This window comes from Pseudomonas sp. BR20 (assembly GCF_050780135.1).
In the GTDB taxonomy this organism is placed as follows: domain Bacteria; phylum Pseudomonadota; class Gammaproteobacteria; order Pseudomonadales; family Pseudomonadaceae; genus Aquipseudomonas.
This window is the reverse complement of sequence record NZ_CP172012.1, coordinates 2994828-3020343: the sequence shown is the minus strand read 5'-3', so window position 1 is coordinate 3020343 and position 25516 is coordinate 2994828. Positions and strand designations below refer to the sequence as shown.

Annotated in this window: 22 protein-coding genes; 15 read left to right on the top strand and 7 right to left on the bottom strand. The window is 61.8% G+C overall.

The genetic code is table 11. The features are described from left to right. The first annotated feature begins 160 nt into the window (after positions 1-160). The 8 genes from ACHPFG_RS13980 to ACHPFG_RS13945 all read left to right on the top strand — a co-directional run bounded on the left by ACHPFG_RS13980 (position 161) and on the right by ACHPFG_RS13945 (position 10253). A complete protein-coding gene (locus ACHPFG_RS13980; protein WP_431703122.1) occupies positions 161-514 on the top strand; it encodes a hypothetical protein in 354 nt (117 codons plus the stop codon). Between the two features lie 135 nt (positions 515-649). Continuing rightward, entirely contained in the window at positions 650-3217 is a 2568-nt protein-coding gene (locus tag ACHPFG_RS13975) for a S8 family serine peptidase (RefSeq protein WP_431703121.1), read from the top strand. Between the two features lie 187 nt (positions 3218-3404). Then, positions 3405-4364, top strand: a complete 960-nt coding sequence (locus ACHPFG_RS13970; RefSeq protein ID WP_003174327.1) for an AAA family ATPase — start codon at positions 3405-3407, stop codon at positions 4362-4364. A 5-nt stretch (positions 4365-4369) separates the two neighbouring features. Then, positions 4370-5302 (top strand): DUF58 domain-containing protein, encoded by a 933-nt coding sequence (locus ACHPFG_RS13965; RefSeq protein ID WP_131700583.1) that lies wholly within the window; start codon positions 4370-4372, stop codon positions 5300-5302. Beyond that, the gene (locus ACHPFG_RS13960; protein WP_131700582.1) at positions 5299-5793 is read left to right on the top strand and encodes a DUF4381 domain-containing protein; all 495 of its coding nucleotides are present in this window, start codon (positions 5299-5301) and stop codon (positions 5791-5793) included. Before ACHPFG_RS13965 ends, ACHPFG_RS13960 begins: the two co-directional genes overlap by 4 nt. After that, entirely contained in the window at positions 5786-6874 is a 1089-nt protein-coding gene (locus tag ACHPFG_RS13955) for a vWA domain-containing protein (RefSeq protein WP_131700581.1), read from the top strand. The genes ACHPFG_RS13960 and ACHPFG_RS13955 overlap by 8 nt, the downstream gene beginning before the upstream one ends. Continuing rightward, entirely contained in the window at positions 6871-8616 is a 1746-nt protein-coding gene (locus tag ACHPFG_RS13950; RefSeq protein ID WP_431703120.1) for a tetratricopeptide repeat protein, read from the top strand. The genes ACHPFG_RS13955 and ACHPFG_RS13950 overlap by 4 nt, the downstream gene beginning before the upstream one ends. Further along, complete coding sequence (locus ACHPFG_RS13945; protein ID WP_431703118.1) at positions 8613-10253, top strand: BatD family protein; 1641 nt, start codon at positions 8613-8615, stop codon at positions 10251-10253. Before ACHPFG_RS13950 ends, ACHPFG_RS13945 begins: the two co-directional genes overlap by 4 nt. A gap of 408 nt (positions 10254-10661) precedes the next feature. On the opposite strand, the gene ACHPFG_RS13940 is transcribed toward ACHPFG_RS13945, so the two are convergent. Next, complete coding sequence (locus ACHPFG_RS13940) at positions 10662-11219, bottom strand: NADPH-dependent FMN reductase (RefSeq protein WP_431703116.1); 558 nt, start codon at positions 11217-11219, stop codon at positions 10662-10664. 227 nt (positions 11220-11446) lie between these two features. On the opposite strand from ACHPFG_RS13940, the gene ACHPFG_RS13935 reads away from it, so the two are divergent. Then, complete coding sequence (locus ACHPFG_RS13935) at positions 11447-11683, top strand: hypothetical protein (protein WP_065927911.1); 237 nt, start codon at positions 11447-11449, stop codon at positions 11681-11683. A gap of 63 nt (positions 11684-11746) precedes the next feature. Here ACHPFG_RS13935 and ACHPFG_RS13930 read toward each other — a convergent pair whose 3' ends face one another. Then, positions 11747-12091: a hypothetical protein gene (locus tag ACHPFG_RS13930; protein WP_431703114.1), complete on the bottom strand. Its 345-nt coding sequence runs from the start codon at positions 12089-12091 to the stop codon at positions 11747-11749. A gap of 181 nt (positions 12092-12272) precedes the next feature. On the opposite strand from ACHPFG_RS13930, the gene ACHPFG_RS13925 reads away from it, so the two are divergent. After that, entirely contained in the window at positions 12273-13166 is an 894-nt protein-coding gene (locus tag ACHPFG_RS13925) for a LysR substrate-binding domain-containing protein (protein WP_431703112.1), read from the top strand. Here ACHPFG_RS13925 and ACHPFG_RS13920 read toward each other — a convergent pair. The 5 genes from ACHPFG_RS13920 to ACHPFG_RS13900 all read right to left on the bottom strand — a co-directional run bounded on the left by ACHPFG_RS13920 (position 13163) and on the right by ACHPFG_RS13900 (position 18209). Beyond that, positions 13163-13744, bottom strand: coding sequence for a GNAT family N-acetyltransferase (locus tag ACHPFG_RS13920; protein ID WP_431703110.1), 582 nt, complete (start codon positions 13742-13744; stop codon positions 13163-13165). The genes ACHPFG_RS13925 and ACHPFG_RS13920 overlap by 4 nt on opposite strands. A gap of 8 nt (positions 13745-13752) precedes the next feature. After that, a complete protein-coding gene (locus ACHPFG_RS13915) occupies positions 13753-16008 on the bottom strand; it encodes an Orn/Lys/Arg decarboxylase N-terminal domain-containing protein (protein ID WP_431703108.1) in 2256 nt (751 codons plus the stop codon). Positions 16009-16131: 123 nt separating this feature from the next. After that, a complete protein-coding gene (dnaQ, locus tag ACHPFG_RS13910; RefSeq protein ID WP_431703471.1) occupies positions 16132-16872 on the bottom strand; it encodes a DNA polymerase III subunit epsilon in 741 nt (246 codons plus the stop codon). A gap of 82 nt (positions 16873-16954) precedes the next feature. Then, on the bottom strand, positions 16955-17407 hold the full coding sequence (rnhA, locus tag ACHPFG_RS13905; RefSeq protein WP_003173571.1) for a ribonuclease HI: 453 nt from the start codon (positions 17405-17407) through the stop codon (positions 16955-16957). 43 nt (positions 17408-17450) lie between these two features. Next, positions 17451-18209 (bottom strand): class I SAM-dependent methyltransferase, encoded by a 759-nt coding sequence (locus ACHPFG_RS13900; RefSeq protein ID WP_115486254.1) that lies wholly within the window; start codon positions 18207-18209, stop codon positions 17451-17453. Between the two features lie 65 nt (positions 18210-18274). Between ACHPFG_RS13900 and gloB the strand changes: the two genes are divergently transcribed. The 5 genes from gloB to ACHPFG_RS13875 all read left to right on the top strand — a co-directional run bounded on the left by gloB (position 18275) and on the right by ACHPFG_RS13875 (position 25515). Then, the gene (gene gloB, locus ACHPFG_RS13895) at positions 18275-19042 is read left to right on the top strand and encodes a hydroxyacylglutathione hydrolase (RefSeq protein WP_431703105.1); all 768 of its coding nucleotides are present in this window, start codon (positions 18275-18277) and stop codon (positions 19040-19042) included. A 98-nt stretch (positions 19043-19140) separates the two neighbouring features. Beyond that, complete coding sequence (locus ACHPFG_RS13890; protein ID WP_053134930.1) at positions 19141-20556, top strand: lytic transglycosylase domain-containing protein; 1416 nt, start codon at positions 19141-19143, stop codon at positions 20554-20556. Between the two features lie 211 nt (positions 20557-20767). Beyond that, a complete protein-coding gene (locus ACHPFG_RS13885) occupies positions 20768-22597 on the top strand; it encodes an extracellular solute-binding protein (RefSeq protein WP_167655456.1) in 1830 nt (609 codons plus the stop codon). Further along, on the top strand, positions 22594-24438 hold the full coding sequence (locus ACHPFG_RS13880; RefSeq protein WP_431703102.1) for an extracellular solute-binding protein: 1845 nt from the start codon (positions 22594-22596) through the stop codon (positions 24436-24438). The genes ACHPFG_RS13885 and ACHPFG_RS13880 overlap by 4 nt, the downstream gene beginning before the upstream one ends. Further along, complete coding sequence (locus ACHPFG_RS13875) at positions 24439-25515, top strand: microcin C ABC transporter permease YejB (RefSeq protein ID WP_027606500.1); 1077 nt, start codon at positions 24439-24441, stop codon at positions 25513-25515. The last annotated feature ends 1 nt before the right edge of the window (position 25516 follow it).

The window sequence follows — 25516 nt, the reverse complement described above, 5'->3', positions numbered from 1 at the left end:
ATTCCCGGTAGAAAAACCGGCTATCTCCCCCGCCACGAGTACCGAAAATGACTGGTATTGCCCGTCAGGTCATGCGTTGGGTCTGACACAGGAAGCAGCACAAAATTCGCCGCAATGGCACAATTGCCTACGCAACGCCCTACCCCAGACAGGATTCCCCATGCTGCAACTGAAAACCGACGCCCTGATGGCCACCCCGTGCGACGACGAAGAAGACAACATGGCCATGCTCTGCTGCCACGGCAAGAACGGCGAGATGTTCATGCTCACCCGTTACCCGGACGAAGATGAGGTTGAACTGACCTGGGACTACGAGCCTTCGACCCTGGACGGCTTGAAAGTCACCCTGGGGGACACAACCCTGCGGGTCGAACTGGCCGCAGGCGATGCCGATGCCCTGGGTGGCAAGGATCATCTGGAGATCAGCCACGCCACAGCGCCGGCTGACATGGCAGAAGTGGAACAAACTCTGCAGAACATTCTCAAGGGCACCGGCACCTACATTCGCGCCTGACTCCCGCCCGCCCACGCGTTTGCAGTCACGACCGACGCCCTTGACCGTTGGTCGGTACTGTTATTTCTAACAGTACCCGCATCGGTGTTTTGAGCCTTAGCTCATCAAAGCAACGGTGACTGCACGGGTGCCACAATGAAATCCACCAGCAAACTCCTGGCTATCGGCCTCTTGGCTGCGGCTTCATCAGCGCTGGCGGCGCCGGCGCCCTCCCCTGACTATTCACACTTGATCCTGCTGCTCAAAGACGACGGATCCAGGTCGCGAACCCTTCAAGACCGTAGCGATCCGTCCAGCACCTTCCAGTACCACGTGCCCAACATCAAACCCCTGGTGGCGCCCGCCAAAGCGCGGACGCTGGAGGAGGTAGACGCCCTGCGCCGGCATCGACTGGACCGCTACTACATCATCGATACCCGCCACTTGACCCAGCAGCAGGCAGAAACACTGGCCCTGCAACTCAAACAAGACCCCGCCATAGAGGCCGTCGACTTTGAACCAAGGGTGGAGGGCATGCACGAGGACCAGGCCGACCCTATCGCCGAAAGTCCGCGCAACAGCATTCCCGACTACACCGCACGCCAAAACTACCTGTTTGGCCGGCAAGCGGTGCGGCCCTACAAGATCGGCGGCGTGAATGCCGTGCAAGCCTGGAAGGTTCCCGGTGGCAAGGGCGAGAACATGCGGGTGATCTCTTCGGAAATCGATCATTGGTCCTACGACCACGTGGACTTGCCCAAACCTTTCCTGGAAGTCGATGCCGGGGCCATCACCGGTTTCCACGACACGGCCAGCGTGGGCACCATCGGTTCCAGGGAAAATGGATTCGGTACCACCGGCATCGTGCCCCTGGTACAGCTGGGCTATTCACAATATGGCACCAGCCGCCTGATGCAAACGGCCGAACTGCTGAGCCCCGGCGATGTGGTGCAATTGGGCGTGCATATCAATTACACGCCCTTTCCAGCAGTAGGTTGCAGCCAGAACTGCTACATGCCCATGGAATACAACAGCACGGTACGCGACATCATCACCTATATGACGATGGAAAAAGGTGTGCATGTAGTACTGGCTGCGGCCAACGGCAATATCAATCTGGATCACCCTTACTTCAACGGTTATTTCGATCGTAATACCTTCGACTCCGGCAGCATTTATGCTGGCGCCGTCGAGCCCACGTCTGGCCTGAGAGCCAGTTTTTCCCAATACGGCAGACGCGTCGATCTGTTCAGTTGGGGCGGCTCCGTCACCACGACGACCTGGAGCACCGCCAATCCGACCACCGGCTACACCCATTCCTACAGTGGCACCTCCTCAGCGAACCCGATCATTGCCGCCACTGTCGCGTCTTTACAGGGTGTCGCGAGGGCTCATGACCTGGGCAACATCCCACCGAAAGCACTGCGTAGCATCCTGGTTGCCACGGGGTACCCGCAGTTCAACGGCAATCGGACCGAGATCGGCGTGCAGCCTGACCTGGACGCGGCCATCAAGAAGCTGCTCGACGATGGCGCCGGCCAACCACCCACAGGCCGGCTGGCCATCCCCGACGAAGCCAAATCGGGAGAGACCTTCAACAGCCATGTCTATGCTGAATCACCCACTCAAAAACCGCTGACTTACCGCTGGAACGCCAACGGCTTTACCCCGCCCTACGGGGATGGGCCGACCTTGACCTTGACCGCCCCGGTCGTGACCGTCGATACCCTCACCTCGATTTCCGTGGCGGTGTCCGACGGCGCGCGCACCCTCAATCTGACCGAAAACATGACCATCAAGGCCCCTGACGCGCCTCCGGTCGGCGACTGCGCCGCCGCTTGGGTCGCGAGCAAGGTGTATGCCTCAGCCGGCGAAAAAGTCTCCTACAGCGGTTACAACTACCAAGTGGCGCACTGGACGCAAAACAATCGCCCCGACTTGAATTTTGTCGAGTCCGGTGCCGCCAAGCCGTGGCTACGCCTGGGCACCTGCGGCAGCGGACTGCCAGTCGCCAGGATAACCGGGCCATCCACGGTTGAAGCCGGCAAAGCCATGCTGCTGTCGGGGGCGTCCTCCACAGGTCAAGGCTTGCGCTTTGCCTGGGCAGCCAATGGCTTTAACCCGGCCTCATCGACGCAGTCGTCCAGCAGCTTCATTGCACCCAATACTGCCGGAGCGCGCAGCGTCACATTGACTGTGACGGATGAACACAGCCGGACGGCAACCGCCAGCCACAACCTCACGGTGATCGCCGGCACCCCGGCCAACCGCCCACCCGTGGGCAGCCTGCAAGGCAGCGATACGGTGGACTCGGGCAAGGCCGTGACCTTCACCGCCAATACCAGCGACCCGGACGGTGACGCGATGACCTACGCCTGGACGCGTCCGGGCGGTTTCACCGGCACCATCGGCAATACCCGCAGCGTCACCCTCACCGCCCCTGCCGTCACCGGCGATACCCGCGCCACAGTCGGCGTCGCCGTGAGTGACGGACGCGGCGGGGTGCTGCGGCTGGACAAACCGCTCACCGTCAAGGCGCCGCCGTCAGGCAGTTGCGGCGATATTGCGGCGTGGTCGGCCACCAAGGTGTATTCGACCTACGCAGAGTCGGTGTCGTACAACGGCATGATCTACAAGCAGAACTTCTACAGCCTCAACAAGCCACCGGATGCCAACTCTGCCGCCTACGGCAAGGAATGGCAGCTCGGGGTGCCCTGCCCTTGAAGCAAGGGCGGTGAGCGGGCATGCCTGCTCACCGCCATTTGTGCCTCTCACACAATTTTCCTACAAGTTTTGCTAAAAATACCCCGCGCGCCGTTAGTCGCCACCCCCTGCCATGCATTAAAGTAGGCGCCCCAGGCTGTCGTTTGTTACATGACGCACAGGCTCATCTCTCCAGGAACCGTCATCGATGGAACATCGTGAAGCGCTGCTCGCGCTGCGAACCTTTCTTTCTACGCAGATTCTCGGCCAGGAAAAACTCATCGATCGCCTGCTGATCGCCCTGCTTGCCGACGGTCATATGCTGGTCGAAGGCGCACCGGGCCTGGCCAAGACCAAGGCGATCAAAGAGCTGGCCGAAGGCATCGAAGCGCAGTTCCATCGTATCCAGTTCACCCCCGACCTGTTGCCCGCCGACATCACCGGCACCGAGATCTATCGCCCGGAAACCGGCAGTTTCGTATTCCAGCAAGGGCCGATCTTCCACAACCTGGTGCTGGCGGACGAAATCAACCGCGCCCCGGCCAAGGTGCAATCAGCCCTGCTGGAGGCCATGGCCGAGCGCCAGGTCAGCGTCGGGCGCAGTACCTACGACCTGTCTCCGCTGTTTCTGGTGATGGCCACGCAGAACCCCATCGAGCAGGAAGGCACCTACCCGCTGCCCGAAGCCCAGCTCGACCGTTTCCTGATGCACGTCAAGATCGGCTTCCCCGACGCAGCCGTCGAACGGCGCATCCTGCAACAGGCGCGTGGCGAAGCCCTCAACGGTGAAACCAAGCCCGAGCGCCGGGTCAGCCAGCAGGCGATCTTCGCCGCGCGCAAGGAAATCCTCGGCCTGTACATGGCCGATGCGGTGGAGGAATACCTGGTGCAACTGGTCATGGCCACGCGCACCCCGGCCAAATTCGATCCCGAGATGGCCGAGTGGATCGCCTACGGCGCCAGCCCGCGTGGCTCCATCGCTCTGGATCGCTGCGCACGCGCCCATGCCTGGCTGGCCGGCCGCGACTTTGTCAGCCCGGAGGATATCCAGGCGGTGCTGTTCGACGTGCTGCGCCATCGCATCATCCTGTCGTTCGAAGCCGAAGCGGCCGGGATTGACCAGGACCGTGTGGTGCAACGCATTCTCGACGTCGTTGCCGTCGCTTGAAGTCGATGAACGCCAGCGATGGGGTGCGCGTCACGCTCAGCGAGCTGATCGAGATGCGCCACCGCGTGCGCGAAGTGCAGCTGTTCTCCACGCCAAGCCAGCGCAGCCCGCTGATCGGCCTGCACCACTCCAAGTTGCGCGGGCGCGGCGTCGACTTCGACCAGGTGCGCGTGTACCAGGCTGGCGACGATGTGCGCACCATCGACTGGCGCGTGACGGCGCGCACCCAGGAGCCGCACACCAAGCTGTTCCACGAAGAGCGCGAACGGCCGATCTTCATTATGGTGGAGCAAAGCTGCCGGCTGTTTTTCGGCTCGGGGCAGATGTTCAAGTCAGTACTCGCCGCTCAAGCCGCAAGCCTGATCGGCTGGGCGGCCCTGGGCCACAACGACCGCGTCGGCGGGCTGGTGTTCGGCGACAACGAGCACTACGAAATCAAGCCGCGACGCAGCAAGCAGAGCCTGCTGCAATTGCTCAACCGTTTGGTGCGCGTCAACCAGAGCCTGGACACCGAAAGCCGCCCGGAGGCCGACGCCCTGGGCATGGCCCTGCGCCGTGGCCGCGAAGTGCTGCGCCCCGGCAGCCTGGTGATTGTGATCTGCGACGAGCGCGCCCTCACCGAAGGTGCCGAGCAACAATTGAGCCTGCTGTCACGCCATTGCGACTTGCTGCTGTTGCCGATCTCCGACCCGCTGGACCACGCCCTGCCCGCCGCCGGGCTGCTGCGCTTTGCCGAACGGGGCGCGCAGCTGGAACTGGACACCCTGAACTTCGACTTGCGCCAGGCCTACAAGGCCCAGGCCGAAGCGCGCATCGCCCGCTGGGAACTGCTCGCGCAGAAACTGCGAATCCTGCTGATGCCCCTGAGCACCCAGAGCGAAATGGTCGAACAACTGCGCGAATACCTCAACCCGCAACGCCCGGTTAAAAAGCAATGAGCAGCCTCGACCAACTGCAACCGCTGATCGCCCCGCCGCCCATTGGCTTCTGGCCCCCTGCGCCGGGCTGGTGGTTGCTGTTGCTGATGATCCCGCTGCTGGGCTGGGGCCTATGGTCGCTGCGCCGTTTGCTGCCGACTCGACGCCCCATGACCCGCGCCGAACAACCGCTGGACCCTTTGCGCATCGCCGCGCTGGCCGAGCTGGCATTGATGCCCAAGCCCTACGACGGCGCCCCCGCCGGGGCCTGGCTGCAACAGCTCAACGGCTTGCTCAAGCGCCTGTGCCGCAACGACTACCCCTATAGCCAAAGCCATACCCTCAACGGCCGCAAATGGCTGGCATTCCTCGACAACCGCTGCCCGGCCGCCGGCCTCACGCGCTGGATGGTATTGGTCGAAGGCGCCTATAAACCCGAATGCAAGCTCGACGACAAAGCTATCGCCGGCCTGACCCAAGCCGTCGATACCTGGATTCGCAAACATGTTTGAGTTCGCCTGGCCGTGGATCTTCGCCCTGTTGCCGCTCCCCTGGTTGATGCGTTTTATCCTCCCGGCGGCCGACAGCGGCGAGCCGGCGCTGAAAGTCAGCTACCTCGGCGACCTCGAAAGCCTTGCGGGCCGCCGTGCACGGGTCAACCTGCCGGGCTGGCGCCAACAGGCGCCCTTCGTGGTGCTGTGGCTGCTGCTGTTGACCGCCGCTGCGCGCCCGGAATGGCTCGGCGAACCGCTGCCGATTGCCGCCAGCGGCCGCGACTTGCTGGTGGCGGTGGACGTGTCCGGCTCCATGGACTTTCCCGATATGCACTGGCAGGGCGAAGACGTGAGTCGCCTGAACCTGGTCAAGCATCTGCTCGGCGACTTCCTTGAAGGCCGCGAAGGCGACCGCGTGGGCCTGATCCTGTTCGGCAGCCAGGCCTACCTGCAAGCGCCACTGACCTTCGACCGGCGCACCGTGCGCACCTGGCTGGATGAAGCGCGCATCGGCATCGCCGGCAAGAACACCGCCATTGGCGATGCCATAGGCCTGGCGCTGAAACGCCTGCGCCAGCGGCCTGCGCAAAGCCGCGTACTGGTGCTGGTCACCGATGGCGCCAACAACGCCGGGCAGATCGACCCGCTGACCGCCGCGCGCCTGGCGGCCGAAGAAGGGGTGAAGATCTACCCCATCGGCATCGGCGCCGACCCTGAACAAACCGGTTCCCTGGGTATCCTGGGCGTCAACCCGAGCCTGGATCTCGACGAGCCGGCACTCAAGGCCATCGCTGAAGCCACCGCAGGCCAATACTTCCGTGCCCGCGATGGCCAAGAGCTGGAAGCGATCAAGCAAACACTGGACAAGCTTGAGCCCGTCGAACAGCAACCCACCCAGGCACGCCCGGCGCAGGCGCTGTACAGCGGACCGTTGGCCCTGGCGCTGATCCTCAGCATGTTGCTGGTGATCCAGGAACGCTGGCCGAACAACGCACTGCAACGCGCGTACAACAAACTGTCGAGCAAGGGGATCTTCCTGCAACAGCATCCGGAATGGCGCCAGCGTCTTAAACGCCTGCGTTTGCGGAGGCGTCGATGATCGCCCTGTGGCCGCACTGGTTCCGCCCCTGGTGGCTGTTGCTGCTGCCGTTGCTCGGCTGGTTGCTGTGGCAACTGTGGCACCGGCAGAAGCGCGCCGGACGCTGGCAAATGATCCTGCCGCCGGCCTTTCACGCCGTGCTGCTCAGCGGCGGCAACGGGCGCGAAAGCAAGTCGCCGTGGGTGTTGCTGGGCCTCGCTTGGCTGCTGGCCGGGCTGGCGTTGCTGGGTCCCAGTTGGCAACGGGTTGAACAAACCAGCCAGAAACCCTCCGACCCATTGGTAGTGCTGCTTGAGCTGACCCCGGAAATGCTCGCCACCGACAGCCCGCCCAACCGCCTCGAACAGGCACGGCGCAAGCTCTTCGACTTGTTGCAGGCGCGCAGCGACGCGCAAACCGCCATCGTCGTGTATGCCGGTAGCGCCCACACCCTCGTGCCGCTGTCGGACGACCTGGCCACCAGCCGCAACCTGCTCGACGCCCTGCGCCCCTCGATCATGCCGGAGTCCGGCCACCGCGCCGACCTCGCCGTGGAGAAAGCCCTGGACCTGCTCAAGCACGGCGGCCTGGGTCAGGGTCGCCTGCTGCTGGTCGGCTCCTCGTTGTCAAAACAGGAACGCCAGGGCATTCGCCTGCTGCTGCAAGGCAACCAGGCGCCGAGCCTGTCGATCCTGGGCATCGGCAGCCGTGAAGGCACACCGGTGACGCAGGAAAGCGGCGAATTCCTCAAGGACGAGCAAGGCGCGATCCTGGTACCCCGCCTCGACAGCCCGACGCTCAAGGCCTTCGCCAGCGAAATGGGCGGCCGTTACCGCGCCGCACGCCTGGACGATAAAGACCTGCGCCAGCTCGGCGTGCTGGACCCGCCCCAAGCCCTGCGCAACGATGGCCAGTTGCTGCACCTCGACACCTGGGCCGACCAGGGTTACTGGCTGCTGCTGCCGCTGTTGCTGCTGGCCGCCTGCGCCGGGCGGCGCGGCTGGTTGTTCTTTTTACCACTGCTGCTCCTGGGCGCGCCGCAACCCAGCTATGCCTTTGAATTCCAGGATTTGTGGCTGCGTGCGGACCAGCAAGGCCAATACCTGCTCAAGAAGAAACGTCCCGCCGAGGCCGCAGAACACTTCCAGGACCCGCAGTGGCAAGGCGTCGCCCTGTATGAGGCCGGCAACTATGCCGAGGCCATCAAGCGGTTCGCCGAGGGCAATGACGCCTATTCCCACTACAATCGCGGCAACGCCCTGGCCAGGTCCGGTGAACTCGAAGCTGCCATCGACGCCTACGAACAAGCCCTGGAAGCCCAGCCCGACCTGCAACCGGCGCTGAAAAACAAGGCCCTGGTAGAAGCCCTGATCCAGGAACAGGCAGAACCCGAGCCTGAGAAGCCTGCAAAAAACGAGGATGACGAAACCACCCAACCCGGCCAAACTGCGCAACCGGGCGCCACTGGGCAAAATGCCACAGGTGGCGAGCAGTCGTCCCAAGGCCAGGGCCAGGGCGAAGCCGGCAGCGGCGATACCCAGGCCGGCACCCCGCCGCACGCCGGCGGCAACGACGTGCCGGGCAGCGAGTTGGGCGATGAGCAAACCACCACCCCGCCGCTGCGTCCCACCGACGCCAACCTCGACGGTGAACACCGCCAGGCTCTGGAGCAATGGCTGCAGGAGATCCCGGACAACCCCGGCGAACTGCTGCGACGCAAATTCTGGTACGAAAAGCAACAGCATCAGGACAAGACTCGATGAGCCGCCGCACCACCCTTCTGCTTCTGCTCGCGTTGTCGGCAGGCCACGCCCAGGCGGCCAGCCTGGTCGCCAGCGTCGACCGCAACCGCCTCAATTCCGGGGAAACGGTGGAACTGACGGTGGAATCCACCGATGTCACCCAGTTCGGCAAGCCCGACCTGTCGCCCCTGGATGCGCAGTTCGAAGTCAGCGGCACACGCCAGCTCAACCAACTTACGACGTTGGGTGGCGATAACCATGCGACCACACGCTGGATCATTACCCTGCTGCCCAAGGAAAACGGCACGGTGGTGATTCCGCCGTTGCAAGTGGGCGAATACACGACCCAGCCGATCAGCCTGCAAGTGCTGGAAACCACCAGCCAGGACACCAACGCCGAGCTGGCGCCGGTGTTTGTCGAAGCCAACCTCGACCAGACCAGCGTCTATGTGCAGGCCCAGGCATTGTTGACCGTGCGCGTGTACCACTCGGTGTCGCTGTACGACGACAGCAGCTTGACGCCGTTGCAGATCCCCGATGCTCGTGTCGAGCAGTTGGGCGAGTCGCGCACCTACGAAAAGGTCATCAACAGCATCCGCCATGGCGTGATCGAAACCCGCTACGCGATCTACCCGCAACACAGCGGCACCCTGGAGATTCCCTCGCAGACGTTCAGCGCCACCCTGGTGGAGTCACGTCCGCCCCAGGAAAATACGCTGCAAGGCACCAAGCCCGGCAAACTGATCCACGTGAGTTCGGCGGCGCTGCCACTGGTGGTCAAGCCCAAGCCGGCGCTGTACCCCGTCGACGCCCCTTGGTTGCCGGCCCGCAGCCTCACCTTGAATGAGAGCTGGAACCCGGAGCCTGAGCATGTACAAGTCGGCGACTCCCTGACCCGCAGCCTGACCGTCAAGGCCGAGGGCCTGTCCAGCGCCCAACTGCCGGCCTTGCCCAGCACCGACATCAACGGCCTGCGTCGCTACCCGGACCAGCCGGTGCTCGCTAACCAGACCAATGACCGTGGCCTGATCGGCAGTCGCGAAGACCGCGAGGCCCTGGTGCCCAACCGTGTCGGCGCCCTGGAAATGCCCGCCGTCGAGGTGGTGTGGTGGAACACCCACGAGGACCATCTGGAACGCACCAGCCTGCCGGCCCGCACCCTGCAAGTGGCCAACAACCCGAGCCTGGCGGTGGACACGCCGGCCACCCCGACCATCATCACCGCGCCGGACGACAGCCGCCTGTGGTTGTGGCAACTCAGTACACTGATCCTGGCCTGCACCACCCTGCTGGGCTTCGGCCTGTGGTGGCGTGCCCGCTGGCAACCGGCGGTACTGCGCGCTGCGCAAACCGGCCCGAGCCCACGCACCTTGCTCGACGACCTCAAGCGCGCCACCCAGGCCAACGACCCCCAGGCCACGCGCCAGGCGCTGGATGCCTGGGCGCGGCAACAGCCGGAAACCCTGGCGGATATGGCGGCGCGGTTTGTGCCGTTGTCGGATGCGTTGGACGGCCTCAATGGCGCGCTGTACAGCGAGAGCGGTCAATACTGGCTGGGCGAAGAGCTGTGGCGCGCGGTCAAAGCCATCCCGATGGCCGAGCGCGAGCAGGACCCGGCGACGGACACCACCAGCTTGCCGCCGCTGTATCCCAAGTAACCCCCGCTGCATCCCTGACACGCCACAGATCAAAATGTGGGAGGGACGGTGCGACGATTCGACAAACCCGCTCGCCACAGGGAGATTTATTGCCGAAGGGGTGTTCGACGATGGATCGCCCGCTAACCATCATCTCAGGATGGGCCAGCCTTCGCTGCTCCATCCGCTCAAAAGCGGCTTCATGAGCATGGCGCGTAAGATAGCGACGGTTCGTTTTGATGCAGCGGCAACAAAATCGTCCGCGACCTGCTGCGCAGCGCAGCTGTGACGGCAGCCCCCAGCGGCAATGACCACCCTATGGCCCGCGCCACCGAGCATTTGAACCCTCGCCGACCGAGCGCTGGACTGCCTGCACACCGCATAACCCCTCTGGGAGGGGCTTGCCCACATTGGATAATGAGTGCCAGTTCAAGCGGTCTGCTTTTCTACCCATTTGCCGTAGGCATCAATAAATGCCTGCAGGAACGGCCTGGTCTTTTCCGACACCTTGCCGGCATCGTCGAACACGCTGCCCGCACCGCCCAGGTAGGCTTCAGGCTGCTGCATGCACGGCACATCGAGGAACACCAGGGACTGACGCAGATGGTGGTTGGCACCAAAACCGCCAATGGCGCCCGGCGATACGCTGATGATCGCCCCCGGCTTGCCGCTCCAGGCGCTTTGACCATAAGGGCGCGAGCCTACGTCAATCGCATTCTTCAACGGTGCGGGTACGGAGCGGTTGTACTCCGGTGTCACAAACAACACCGCGTCGGATGAACGTACTTGCTGACGGAAAGTACTGTAGGCTGCGGGCGGTGATGCCCCGTCGATGTCCTCGTTGTAGAGCGGCAAATCGCCAATTTCCACAATGTTCAACTTCAGGTTGGCAGGTGCCAGTTCGGCCAATGCCAGGGCGACCTTGCGGTTGATCGAGTCTTTTCTCAAGCTGCCAACCAGAACGGCAATTGTGTAGACCTTGCTCATTGGGGTTTCCCGACGTGTGACTAAAGGAGCTTGTAGTTATAGAGGCTTCGCGGCGGGTGCACCAGAAGGTTTTGATAGTCCTCCAGACGTTTGTCGCGCCAGTCGATGCGTAGGAACCGTCTGAAAACATCAGCGAATAGTATTTTTTTTCAATAGGTAAACTCCCTCTCTTTATGACGGTCTACACAACCGCATATCGAGTGTTTATCTCCAGAGGTTCTAAACAGATGGCAGCAGTATTAGTCGGACAGTTTCATGCCAGAGACGCAGAAGGACGCGTGTATTCGGTGCATGAGTTCCAGGAATCCAACCCGGCGCAAGGCGACCTGGCTGGCTCGGCACCCACCACCACCTACAAGCTGGCCATTGGCGACCGTGTAGAAAAACTGGAAGGCGATGAGTTCAAACTGATCCAGTCGGGGACCATTATCGTCCGCGAATCGCAAACCGTCCTCGCCTCATAAGATTGATCGCCCAGGCGTTCCTGCTCAGTCCTGGCCATTGACGGCATTGACTGGGCCGGGCGGTCACGGGCTGCGAATCTCCGTCACTTCAAGCCCTGACTCACCGTCCACTTGCTTGAGCGTCACCATCAACCTGCCCCGCTCGCCTTCCACCTCGTACATCAAGCGTTTATAACCCGGTGCATTGTAGCCAGGGTACGCCACCACCTGCTTGACCAGCGTCATACCCAGCACCGTGCCTATGTGCTCGACTACCTGTTCCTGAGAAAGGATAAACGCTTCGAGTTCGAGGTTTTCCGGGGTTGATTCATCGTGATTGCTGAAGAGATAAGCAGCCACACAGCCTACGGTCACCAGGACCAGCAGTTGCTTGACCGTTACCCCGAGAAATGTCGAGGGCAGAGGCATATGAGACCAGACCTGTTTTTGTTGTATGTGCCGGTAACCGGCATTGGTCGTTGATGATCAGACGAGCCATTCTAGTGAGGTCCTGGCTGAACGCCAGCGACATACACGACCCACACCGTCTTTTTTGCGCACGATGGCCTGCGCCATTGAATCCCCTCCGCGCTGCACATAGACTCCGGCCATGCGTTTACGTCATCTCGAAGTGATTCAGGCCATCCTGCAGACCGGACACCTCGGCACCGCCGCCGAATGGTTGCAACTCCCTGTGGGCGATGTCGACGCGGCCCTCAAGGAGGCCGAGCAACAATTGGGTTTCATGCTGTTTGCCAGTGTGCGCGGGCGTTTGCAGGCGACACGGGAAACCCTGGAGCTGCAGGCAGAAATCGCCCACGTGTACGAAGCCCTGGAACCGGTGCAACGCCTGGCCAGCCGCTTGAAACACCATCACGCCCCCACCTTGCGCGCCTTGTGCACGCCGCCACTGGCCAATCAACTGCTGCCCCAGAGCATTGCGCTGCTGCGCCGACGCTTTCAGGACACACCGTGCAACCTGTCGAGCCAGCCAACCCGGGAAATCGTGCGCAGCCTGCTGCTGCACGAGGCCGACGTGGGCCTGAGCCTGCATGACCCGGAACACCCGCAAATCCACGGCACGGTGCTGGCCCAGGGCAAATTGCAATTGCTGGCGCCCCACGGCTGGCTCAAGCCCAAGCAGAAGTACATTGCGCTGCAAGACCTGGCCGGACAGTCGATGATCGGGCTCGAAGGACACGACCCGCTCAGCCGCCTGCTGGACGCCAAGCTGCAAGCGCTGCGCCCGCTGCCGGTGGTGCAGACGCGGGTGCAGACCTACCAGATGATGCGCAGCATGGTGGAAGCCGGCGAAGGCCTGGCGATTGTCGACCCGTTCACCGCGTTTGGCGCGCGCGAGGCGGGTCTGGATGCGTGCCCGGTGTCACCGCCGATCATGGTCAGCCTGTATGCGCTGACACTCAAGGATGGCGTGACCTCACCTGCGCTGAATGCGCTGCTGGAGATTGTCACGCAAAAGGCCCAAGGCCTGCTGGCGAGTTAAAACCGCTCGGCGTCGGTCTTGAACAACCGATACCAGAAAATCGCCACTTCACGGGTTTGCGGGTCGATGCCGCGATAACGCAGGTGGTCGATTCCGCCCATCACATAGCCGCAACGCTCATACAGACGGCAGGCGCCCAGGTTGTTGTTCTGGGTTTCCAGCATCATGCCCGGCAGGTTTTTCTTGCGGCTCCAGAACTGCGCCACATCCAGCAGCGACTTGGCCACCCCATGCCGACGGGCAGGCAAGGCCACCGCCAGTTCGTCAACGTGAGCGAAGCCATTCCAATTGGTACTGACCACGATATGCCCGACCGCACGATCATCCAGGTACGCCATGAAGATCGCACTGTCCGGCGCATCGCGGAAACTGGCGAACTCTTCCGGGTCGATGCCATAACACTTGCGGTACGGCACGATGCGCTCCACCGGCCATTGATCGACTCGTTTGCCCATCTCCGGCACGCCATAGGCGTTGACCTCAAAGCTGAAATCATTGCCCCACACGTAGGCATCAAAGCCTTCGTCGGCGACCCGCACACTGAGCCCTGGATACTTCGGGTTCATTACAGCTTGCATAAACATCCTTAACCCTTGATGCAATCGACGGTGTAACAACGACCACTGCCGTCATCTTCGTGTTGTAACCCGTGAACATCGGCAACAAAACCGGGAAAACTGCTATCGAACGTCCGGGCAAACGCCAGGTAGTCAATGATCGACCGGGTCGACTCGGTAAAGCGCTCGCCCGGCATGATCAACGGAATGCCCGGCGGATAAGGCACCAGCATCACGGCTGCAATGCGTCCTGGCAAGGCATCAATGGAGACTGCCTCCACTTCGCCCCTTACCAATTGGTCATAGGCGTCGGCCGGTTTCATCGCGATTTCCGGCAACACCGTGTACATGCGCTTGAGGTGCTTGGCGGTGGCGTTGGTGCGGTAACAGCTGTGCAATTGGTCGCACAAGTCGCGCAAACCCAAGCCCTGATAACGGGCCGGGCCCTGGGCAAACACCGATGGCAAACAACTGGCGAGGCTGACATTCGCGTCGTAACTGCGCTTGAACTCCAGCAACTCGGTGAGCAAGGTACTCCATTTGCCCTTGGTGATGCCCATGGAAAACAACACGAGGAACGAATACAGCCCGGTCTTTTCCACCACTAGCCCACGCTCCCAGAGGAATTTGCTGACCACGGCGGCGGGAATCCCGCAATCGCTCAAGGCGCCGCCGGCAGTGAGGCCGGGCATTACCAGGGTCACTTTGATCGGGTCCAGCAGCACGTAGTCTTCGGCTACATCACCGAAGCCGTGCCAGTCATCCTGCGGTTGCAGCAGCCAATCCGCCGTGGCGACGCGGTCGATGCCCGCCACCGACGGCGGCTGCCAGATGGAGAACCACCAGTCTTCGGCGGCAATGTGTTGGCGCAGGTTGGCCAGGGCGCGGCGAAAACTCAGGGCCTCGTCGAACATTTCCTGCAGCAGCGAGCGCCCGGCCGGGCCTTCCATCATCGCCGAGGCCACGTCCAACGAGGCGATGATGCTGTACTGCGGCGAGGTGGAGATATGCATCATGAAGGCTTCGTTGAAACGGTCACGGTCCAGTTGGCGGGCGCCGCCGTCCTGTACATGGATCATCGAAGCCTGGCTGAACGCCGCCAGCAGCTTATGGGTGGAGTGAGTGGTGAACACCAGTGGGCTGTCCGGGGTGCGCGAGGTGCCCATGCCGTAGCGCCCGGCAAAGAACTCGTGGAAGGCCGCGTAGGCGTACCAGGCTTCGTCGAAGTGCAGCACCTCGACACTGTTGCCCAATTGCTGCTTGATCAGCTCGGCGTTGTAGCACAGGCCGTCGTAGGTGGAGTTGGTGACCACGGCCAGCTTTACCTTGGGTGGCCGGCCACGGGTCAAGGGGCTGGCGTCGATCTTGGCGCGGATCGATTCGGGGCTGAATTCGCTCAGGGGAATCGGACCGATGATGCCCAGCTCGTTGCGTTCCGGGCACAGGTACAGCGGGATGGCACCGGTCATGATGATCGAGTGCAACACCGACTTGTGGCAGTTGCGGTCCACCAGCACCAGGTCATCGCGCCCGACCATGGAATGCCAGACGATCTTGTTGGCGGTGGACGTGCCATTGATCACGAAGAAGGTATGGTCAGCCCCGAAGTTACGCGCCGCACGGGCCTCGGCTTCGGCCAGGGGCCCGGTGTGATCGAGCAGCGAACCCAGTTCGGGCACTGAGACCGACAAGTCCGAGCGCAGGGTGTTTTCTCCGAAGAACTGATGAAACGCCTGCCCTACCGGGCTTTTACGATAGGCCACGCCACCGCCGTGTCCGGGGGTGTGCCAGGAATAGTTGGAGTCTGCCGTGTGTTGCACGAGGGCCTTGAAGAATGGCGGCAGCAGACCATCCAGGTAAGTGCGGGCAGCACGGGCCACTTGGCGGGCGAGAAACGGCACGGTGTCTTCGAACAGGTAGAGAATGCCACGCAGTTGGTTGAGTTCACTCATGGCATCGGCCGGCGCGTTCTCCAAGGTGACCTGCTCGCCCAGGGCAAAGATCGGCAGGTTCGGCGCCCGCAGGCGGGCCAGGCGAATCAGCTCGACCATATTTTGCAGCAGGTGGGTGTTCTCACCGGCGCCTTCGGCGGCAATCAGCATGCACGCCAGGCCGTGATGGGTCGAGGCCACCAGCCGGCCTTCGGCGTAGTCCACGGCAGAAAAGATACTGAAGCCCTCTTGTTCCAACTCTCGGGCGATGCCGCGAACCCGGTCACCGGCAACAGTGTCGGCCTTGATGTCGCGGTGCACGATAAGCACGGGAAACTTCAGGTCTTTGTACATGAGTGCTTGTCGTCCTGAGGGCTATGCACTCAAGGGTAGAAGCTCGGGGACGATGACGCGAATGAAGATTTTGAAAGCAATGGAGACCGCCCCCTCCACATTTTTGATCGCGTACAGCCAGGGCTATTGTTGTGTTAGTTGGGTCCACAACGCCGGCGCACCCGCCGACTTGGCAATAGCCTCCAACCGCGCCGCATGCTCGGCCAGATCCTGCTCGCTGGCACGGATGATGGTGGAGGGCTTGCGATCCGCCGGCAGGCGACGGATTTCCGAAGGGCGGTTGCCCGAGCCTTCCGCCGAGCCGGCCCCATCGGAGGCGTTTCCCGCCAGTGACAAGCTGGTCTGCCCGCCAGTCATGGTCAGGTAAACGTCGGCGAGAATCTCGGAGTCGAGCAAGGCGCCGTGGAGTTCACGGCCGGAGTTGTCGACGCCATAACGTTTGCACAAGGCATCGAGGCTGTTGCGCTGGCCCGGGTGACGCTCACGGGCCATCATCAAGGTGTCGAGGATCGAGCAGTGCTGGGAAATGTCCGCGCGATCCATCTGCCCCATCAGGGCAAATTCGTTATTGATGAAGCCGACGTCGAACGCCGCGTTATGGATGATCAACTGGGCGCCGTTGATGAACTCGAAGAACTCATCGGCCACTTCGGCGAAACGCGGCTTGCCCTTGAGGAACTCGTCGGTGATGCCGTGGACGCCGATGGCGCCTTCGTCACTGTCGCGGTCCGGTTGCAGGTAGACGTGGAAGTGACGACCGGTGAGGCGCCGCCCCATGAGTTCGACACAGCCGATTTCAATGATCCGGTGGCCGTCAGTCACCGGCATGCCGGTGGTTTCGGTATCGAGTACAACAGATCGGATGGCCATCAGGGTTCAGCTCTCAACGGTGTGGTGTGCAGTGTGGTGTGAGTCAAGGGGCGCGATGTTAACACGTCAGCCAACATCAGCTCTGCTTGTAGCCCCGCACTTCGTCCACACCTCTATTGGCAAGCTGATCGGCGCGCTCGTTCCCCGGATGGCCGATGTGCCCGCGCACCCATTTCCAGGTGATGTCATGGCGGTTGCATTGCTCATCGAGCAATTGCCATAGGTCGGCATTCTTGACCGGCTCCTTGGCCGCGGTCTTCCAGCCGCGCTTCTTCCAGTTGACCATCCACTCGTTGATGCCTTTCATCACGTATTGCGAGTCGGTGACCAGCAGCACGTTGCAGCGGCGCTTGAGTTCTTCCAGGCCGCGAATGGCGCCCATCAGTTCCATGCGGTTGTTGGTGGTGTTGGCTTCGCCGCCCCACAACTCCTTCTCTACGCCCTTGCACACCAGCAAGGCGCCCCAGCCGCCGGGGCCGGGGTTGCCCTTGCAGGCGCCATCGGTGAAGAGTTCTACGCTATCGGTCATCGGTTACATCCATCAAAACAGGCAGGTCTGAAATCAAAAAGTTCTACGGTTCGCTTTGCTTGCGGTTGACCTTGGCCATCGGCATCGGCACCAGTTTGCCCATGGGCTGGCGCAGCACCTGGCGCACCGGCCGCAGGCCGACCACGATCTTGCGCGCCACCAATAAATAGAAGCCGCCCCCCGACAATTGCCAGGCCCCTGCGCGGCGTTCCCAACCGGCCAGACGGCCTTGCCACTTGGCCGAGGCAAGCGGCGGACGATAGCACCCGAAGCGGCGTTTCTCCAGTGCGAAGCCCAGCAGGTTCAGCCAGTCCCCGACCCGTGAGGGCGAGATGCAGCGCGCCTGGCGCAGGCCATCATGGGCGAACACATGCCGCAGCCCCCAACTGCTCCAAGGGTTGATGCCGACAATCAGCAAATGGCCACCAGGGCGCACACTGCTCGCCGCTTCACGCAACAGACCGTGGGGCGACAGGCAGAAATCCAGGCCATGCTGCAACACCACCACATCGGCGGCGTGCTCGCTCAACGGCCAGGCCTGCTCCTCGCAGACAATCTCCACCCCCGGCAACGGCGCGCCCAGGCGCACATTGCGTTGCACCTGGGGTGCGGCGGGCGGGGTCTGGGCCGACGGGCCGTAATGCACCAGGTAGCCGCCAAAGAAACGGCCCAACTCGTCTTCGAGCATGCGCCGTTCTTCATCCAGCAGAAATTGCCCGATGGGCCCGGACAGCCATTCACGGGCTGCGCCGATCAGGGCCAGCCACTCAGGATCGGCCTGGGCGAACGCTTTATCAGTCATTGCATTCTCCAACTCGCCTAGACGTTCTAAGATGCACCAATGTGTTCAGCTTGGCGAATCGAAGAATGATACAGATCAGTGCCCTGCCCGCCTTCACCGACAACTACATCTGGTTGTTGCAGGACCAGCAAACCCAACGTTGCGCCGTGGTCGATCCCGGCGATGCCGCGCCGGTACTGGCCTGGCTCAAGCAAAACCCGACGTGGACCCTCAGCGACATCCTGATTACCCACCATCACCACGATCATGTCGGGGGTGTCGAGCAACTCAAGCGTGTGACCGACGCCAAGGTGTACGGTCCGGCCAACGAGACGATCCCGGCGCGGGACATCGCCCTGCAGGATAACGACCGCATCAGCGTGCTGGGCTGGGACTTCGACGTCTATGCCGTGCCCGGCCACACCCTGGGCCATATCGCCTTCTACCACCAGGGCGTGCTGTTCTGTGGCGACACCCTGTTCGCCGCCGGCTGTGGCCGCCTGTTCGAGGGCACGCCGGAGCAGATGCACACCTCCCTCGAGCGCCTGGCCGCCCTGCCCGCCGACACCCTGGTGTACTGCACCCACGAATACACACAAAGTAACCTCAAGTTTGCCCAGGCGGTGGAACCGCAGAATGCCGACATCTCCGAACGGGTGGAAAACGTCCGTCAACTGCGGGCCCGGGGCGAGATAACGCTGCCTTCCAACCTGGCCCTGGAAAAGCGTACCAACCCCTTCCTGCGTACCTCTGAAACATCTGTTAAACAAAAAGCGGACGAACGGAATGGCCGTGACAACCGCTCTGGGGCCGAGGTGTTTGCTAGCTTGAGGGCGTGGAAAGATAAGTTCTAAGACGATGCAATCTGATACGTAATTTCTGAATGGTTGACCGAAACCAAAGTGCTTTCTAGAATCGCCCGACATTTTTGCCCGGAACTTACTTCCAGCCAATGTCGTCATCTATTCGTAAATCCAACCATTCAGACGCATTGACCCGCCTGGCTCAAGCTGTGGCGGTGGCTGTGTCCGCCACGCTGGCGGGCTGCCAATCGACCAATTTCGCCGCACAATCCACCGTGCAACCCAAGCCCAACCTTGCCGCCAAGATCAAACAGAAACCCGTCATCTGGCTTTCAGAGAAACCTGCTCCAGAAGTGCCCCAGGACGTCTGGGAACGCATGCGCCGGGGCTTTCAATTGCAGGACAACGTGGGTGTCAACCCGCGCATCGAGCAACAACGCCTGTGGTTCGCCAGCAACCCGTCCTTCCTGGAGAACGCCGGTGAACGCGGCAGCCTCTACATTCATTACATCGTCGAACGCCTTGAAGAACGCAACATGCCCCTGGAGCTGGCGCTGCTGCCAGTGATCGAAAGTGCCTACAACCCGATGGCCTATTCGCGCAGCGATGCCGTCGGCCTGTGGCAGTTCATCCCCTCCACCGGGCGCTACTTCAACCTGCGCCAGACCCGCGCCTACGACGGCCGCCGCGATATCACCGCCTCCACCACCGCCGCCCTCGACTACCTGACCCGTCTGCACGATATGTTCAACGGCGACTGGTTGCTGGCCCTGGCCGCCTATAACGCCGGCGAAGGCACGGTGAGCCGGGCCATCGAGCGCAACGAGAAGCTCGGCCTGCCCACCGACTACTGGAACCTGCCCCTGCCCCAGGAAACCAAGGACTATGTGCCCAAGTTCCTGGCGCTGTCCCAAGTGGTACTGGCACCCGAGGCTTATGGCGTCAACCTGAACCCGATTGCCAACACGCCGTACTTCGAAGTGGTTGAAGTCAAGCAAAGCATGGACCTGTCCCGGGTTGCCGCGCTGGCCGAGATCGACGAAGACGAACTGTTCCAGCTCAACCCCGCCCTCAAGCAACGCACCACCCTGGATGGCCCGCAGCATCTGCTGGTCCCCAGCTCCAAGGCGCAATTGCTCACCAGCACTCTTTCGACGATGAAGCCGGAAGAATTGCTGGCGATGCGCCCGAAAAAACAGGTGTTCGACGAAGTTGAGACCGCACGGGTGGCCGGGCGTACTCGCAGCTACAAGGTGCGCAATGGCGACAATCTCACGCTGATCGCCAAGGCGAACAAGGTCGATGTGCACGACCTGCAGCGCTGGAACAAGCTCAACGGCCAGGCACTCAAGGTCGGCCAGACCCTGGTGATGCAGGACACCCGCAAGCTGGTGGCCAAGGCCGACAGCAAGAAGCCGGTGCAGTACAAGGTCAAGAAGGGCGATTCGCTGTACATCGTCGCCAAGCGCTTCAACGTCGAGATGCAGCATCTCAAGCGTTGGAACCCGCGTACTGGCCAGGCGCTGAAGCCGGGGCAGATGCTGGTGGTTTCCGGGCCGCGCTAAGGTTTTAAGAACACGGTAGAACCAATGTGGGAGGGGGCTCGCCCCCGATAGCAGTGTGTCAGTCAGCCTATGTACCTACTGATACACAGCCATCGGGGGCAAGCCCCCTCCCACATTGGATCTCCAGTGTTCCCAACCGGCTTTTTCCAACCGGAACAAGCTGTTACTGTACCGATCATAAAGCCCAAGCCGCCTGGATCGGATCCCTGACTTGAAGCGTCCCCTCCTTCTACTAATAAGTCTGGCCTTGAGCTTTGGTGCGAACGCGACGATAACCGAGAGCCACGGTTATACGCAGTTCGGCACGCTCAAGTACCCGGCCAAATTCACCCACTTCGATTGGGTAAACCCTGCAGCGCCGAAAGGCGGGACCTTGCGGGTCATGGCATTTGGCACCTTCGATACCCTCAACCCCTATACGTTCAAGGGCTCAAGCCCGGTTTCCACCCCCAACTTCCTGCAATACGGCGTCAATGAGCTGAACGAGCCGTTGATGGTCGGCACCGGTCAGTACGCGCCGTCCGGCGATGAACCGACCTCCAGCTATGGGCTGATTGCCCAGTCGGTGGAATACAGCGAGGACCGCAGTTGGGTGGTGTTCAACCTGCGCCCGGAAGCGCGCTTTCACGATGGCAAGCCGATCACCGCGTATGACGTGGCGTTTTCCTATCGCACCCTGCTGACCGAAGGCCACCCGCAGTACCGCACCAACCTGCAGGAAGTGGCGCGGGTGGACATCCTCAACCGTCATCGCATCCGCTTTGTGTTCAAGCGCGCCGGCAACCCGTTGCTGATCCTGCGCCTGGGCGAGTTGCCGGTATTGCCCCAACACTATTGGAAGAACCGCGACTTCAAGGCGACCACCTTCGAACCGCCCCTGGGCAGCGGGCCGTACCGCATCAGCAAGGTCACCCCTGGACGCCAGTTGGTGTTTGAACGGGTCAAGGATTACTGGGGCAAAGACTTGCCGGTCAACCAGGGCTTCTATAACTACGACAAGGTCGAGGTGGAGTTCTACCGCGACAGCGACGTAGCCTTCGAAGCGTTCAAGGCCGGTGAGTTCGACATTTACATCGAGCACCAGGCCAAGAACTGGGCCAATGGCTACAACTTCCCAGCGATCAACCGTGGCGAGGTGATCAAGGCGCAGATCGCCCACCAGATCCCGACCCAGAGCCAGGGCCTGTTCATGAACACGCGCCGGCCAACCTTCAGTCAGACCAAGGTGCGTGAAGCCCTGGGGCTGATGTTCGACTTCGAGTGGACCAACCGCACCCTGTTCAGCAGCGCCTACAAACGCACGCTCAGCTACTACCCCAACAGCGAATTCGCCGCTACCGGTGTTCCAACCGGCCATGAATGGCTGATGCTCTCCCCCTACCGCGAACAGCTGCCGCCCAACCTGTTTACCCAAGCCTTCAGCCTGCCCCAGACCGATGGGCGCGGCATCCCCCGTGAAACCCTGCGCCGTGCCCTGGCGCTGCTGGGCGAAGCCGGGTGGAAGTTGTCGGGCCAACGCCTGCTCAACAAGGACGGGCAACCGCTGCGCTTCGAGATCCTGCTGGTCAACCCGAACCTGGAGCGCATCCTGCAGCCCTATGTCGAGAACCTGATCAGCATCGGCATCGACGCACGCCTGCGCACCGTCGACCGCGCCCAGTACAAGCAACGCCTGGATCAATTCGACTTCGACATGATCCTGATCACCCTCAACCAGACCTTGAGCCCCGGCCTGGAGCAGTGGCAATACTTCCACTCCAGTCAGGCCGCGATCAAGGGCAGCAAGAACTATGCGGGCATCGCCAACCCCATTGTCGATCACCTGCTGGAACAACTCCTGGCGGCCCAGACCCGCGAAGAACAACTGGCTGCCGGCCGCGCCCTGGACCGGGTGCTGCTGTGGCAGCACTACAGCATTCCCAACTGGTACCTCAACTATCATCGCCTGGCGTACCGCAACCGGTTCGCCTTCGTCGCCACGCCGCCCTACAGCCTGGGCCTGAGCGCGTGGTGGCTGAAAGCTTCGGAGAAAGCCCAATGATGTATTTGCGCAACGTACTGCTCGGCAGCCTGTTGCTGTGCACCACAGCCCATGCCGCCCCGCAACACGCACTGACGCTCTACAACGAGCCGCCGAAATACCCCGCCGACTTCAAGCACTTCGACTACGTCAACCCGGATGCACCCAAGGGCGGCACTTTCCGCGAGTCGAGCATGGGCGGCTTCGACAGCCTCAACCCGTTTATCAGCAAGGGCGTGCCCGCCGACAACGTCAGCCTGATCTACGACACCCTGGCCATGCAGAGCCTGGACGAACCCATCACCGAGTACGGCCTGGTCGCCGGCAAGATCGAAAAAGCCCCGGACAACAGCTGGGTGCGTTTCTACCTGCGCCCCGAAGCGCGTTTCCACGACGGCCACCCGATCCGTGCCGAAGACGTGGTGTTCACCTTCCAGGAACTGATCAAGGAAGGCTCGCCGATCTACCGCACCTACTACGCCGATGTCGATGAAGTGATCGCCGAAGCCCCCCTGCGGGTGCTGTTCAAGTTCAAGCGCACCAACAACCGCGAATTGCCGCTGATCCTCGGGCAACTGCCGGTGCTGCCCAAGCATTGGTGGGCCACGCGGGACTTTGCCAAGGGCAACCTGGAAGTGCCCCTGGGCAGCGGGCCGTACAAGGTGGCCGAGGTCAAGGCCGGGCGCATGATCCGCTACGAGCGGGTCAAGGACTACTGGGCCAAGGACCTGCCGATCACCAAGGGTTTCTACAATTTCGATAACCGCATCACCGACTACTACCGCGACAGCACCGTGTCCCTGGAAGCCTTGAAGGCCGGGCAGTTCGACTACTGGCTGGAATTCAGCGCCAAGAACTGGGCCAACGCCTACAACATTCCGGCCGTGACCGAGGGCCGGTTGATCAAGGAAGAAATTCCCAACGGCAACCCCACCGGCATGCAAGGTTTTGTGTTCAATACACGCAAGCCGATGTTCCAGGACGTGCGTGTGCGCAAGGCCATCAGCCTGTTGCTGGACTTCGAATGGAGCAACAAACAGCTGTTCAACGGCGCCTACACCCGCACCCGCAGTTACTTCGAAAACTCCGAAATGGCCGCCACTGGCCTGCCCGGCCCGGATGAACTGAAAATCCTCGAACCCCTGCGCGACAAAATCCCGGCCGAAGTCTTCACCCAGGCCTTCGAGCCGGCCAGAACCGACGCCAGCGGCATGATCCGCGCCCAGCAACGCGAGGCCTACCAACTGCTGCAGGAGGCCGGCTGGCGCATCGTTGACGACAAGATGGTCGACACCACGGGCAAACCGGTGACCATCGAGTTCCTGCTGGCACAGACCGAGTTCGAGCGCATCCTGCTGCCCTTCAAGCGCAACCTGGCGGACCTGGGCATCGACCTGGTGATCCGCCGGGTGGACGTCTCGCAGTTCGTCAACCGTGTCCGCTCCCGGGACTTCGACATGATGGTGGGCAGCTTCCCGCAGTCCACTTCGCCGGGTAACGAACAACGGGAGTTCTGGAAGTCTTCCAGCGCCGACAAACCTGGCAGCCGCAACTACATGGGCCTCAAGGACCCGGCAGTCGACCAACTGGTGGAAGAACTGATCGACGCCGACTCGCGCAAAAGCCTGATCGCCCATGCCAGGGCCCTGGACCGTGTACTGCAGTTCGGCTACTACGTGATCCCAAATTGGCACATCAAGACCTTCCGCGTGGCGTACTGGGACCACCTCGGCCATCCGAAAACCCCGCCACGCTATGACGTGGGCACCGCCACCTGGTGGGCAAAACCCAACGTAAAACCTGCCGTCACCTCAGACGCGAACACAAACACGAGCGCCGATGCGGCGAGCGGAGGCGATTAAATGCTGGCCTATATTGTTCGCCGCCTGTTGCTGATCATCCCGACGCTGTTCGGGATCCTGCTGATCAACTTCATCATCATCCAGGCCGCCCCCGGTGGCCCGGTGGAGCAGATGATCGCCAAGCTCGAAGGCTTTGAAGGCGCCACCAGCCGTATTGCCGGTGGCGGCGCCGAAGTCTCGGTGGCCGGTTCCAGCAGCTATCGTGGCGCCCAGGGCCTGGACCCGGCGCTGATCAAGGAAATCGAAAAGATGTACGGCTTCGACAAATCGGCGCCGGAACGCTTGTGGATCATGGTCAAGAACTACGCCCGGCTGGATTTCGGCGACAGTTTCTTCCGTGACGCCAAGGTCATCGACCTGATCAAGGAAAAGATGCCGGTATCGATCTCCCTGGGGTTATGGAGCACGCTGATCATGTACCTGGTGTCGATCCCACTGGGGATCGCCAAGGCCACGCGACATGGCAGCCATTTCGATGTGTGGACCAGTTCGGCAATCATCGTCGGTTATGCGATCCCGGCGTTCCTGTTTGCGATCCTGCTGATCGTGGTGTTTGCCGGCGGCAGTTATTTTGACTGGTTCCCTTTGCGCGGGCTCACGTCCAACAACTTCGATGAGTTGAGCTGGGGCGGCAAGGTGCTCGATTACTTCTGGCACCTGGCGTTGCCCATCACCGCGCTGGTGATCGGCAACTTCGCGACCATGACGCTGCTGACAAAGAACAGCTTTCTCGACGAGATCAACAAGCAGTATGTAATCACCGCCAAGGCCAAGGGCCTGACCAACCACCGCGTGCTCTACGGCCATGTGTTCCGTAACGCGATGCTGCTGGTGATCGCCGGGTTCCCGTCGGCGTTCATCGGGATTTTCTTCACCGGCTCGTTGCTGGTGGAAGTGATCTTCTCCCTCGACGGCCTGGGCCTGATGAGCTTTGAAGCGGCGATCAACCGCGACTACCCGGTGGTGTTCGGCACACTGTTCATTTTCACCCTGCTGGGGCTGGTGGTGAAACTGATCGGCGACCTCACCTACACCCTGGTCGATCCGCGTATCGACTTCGCCAGCCGGGAGCATTGAG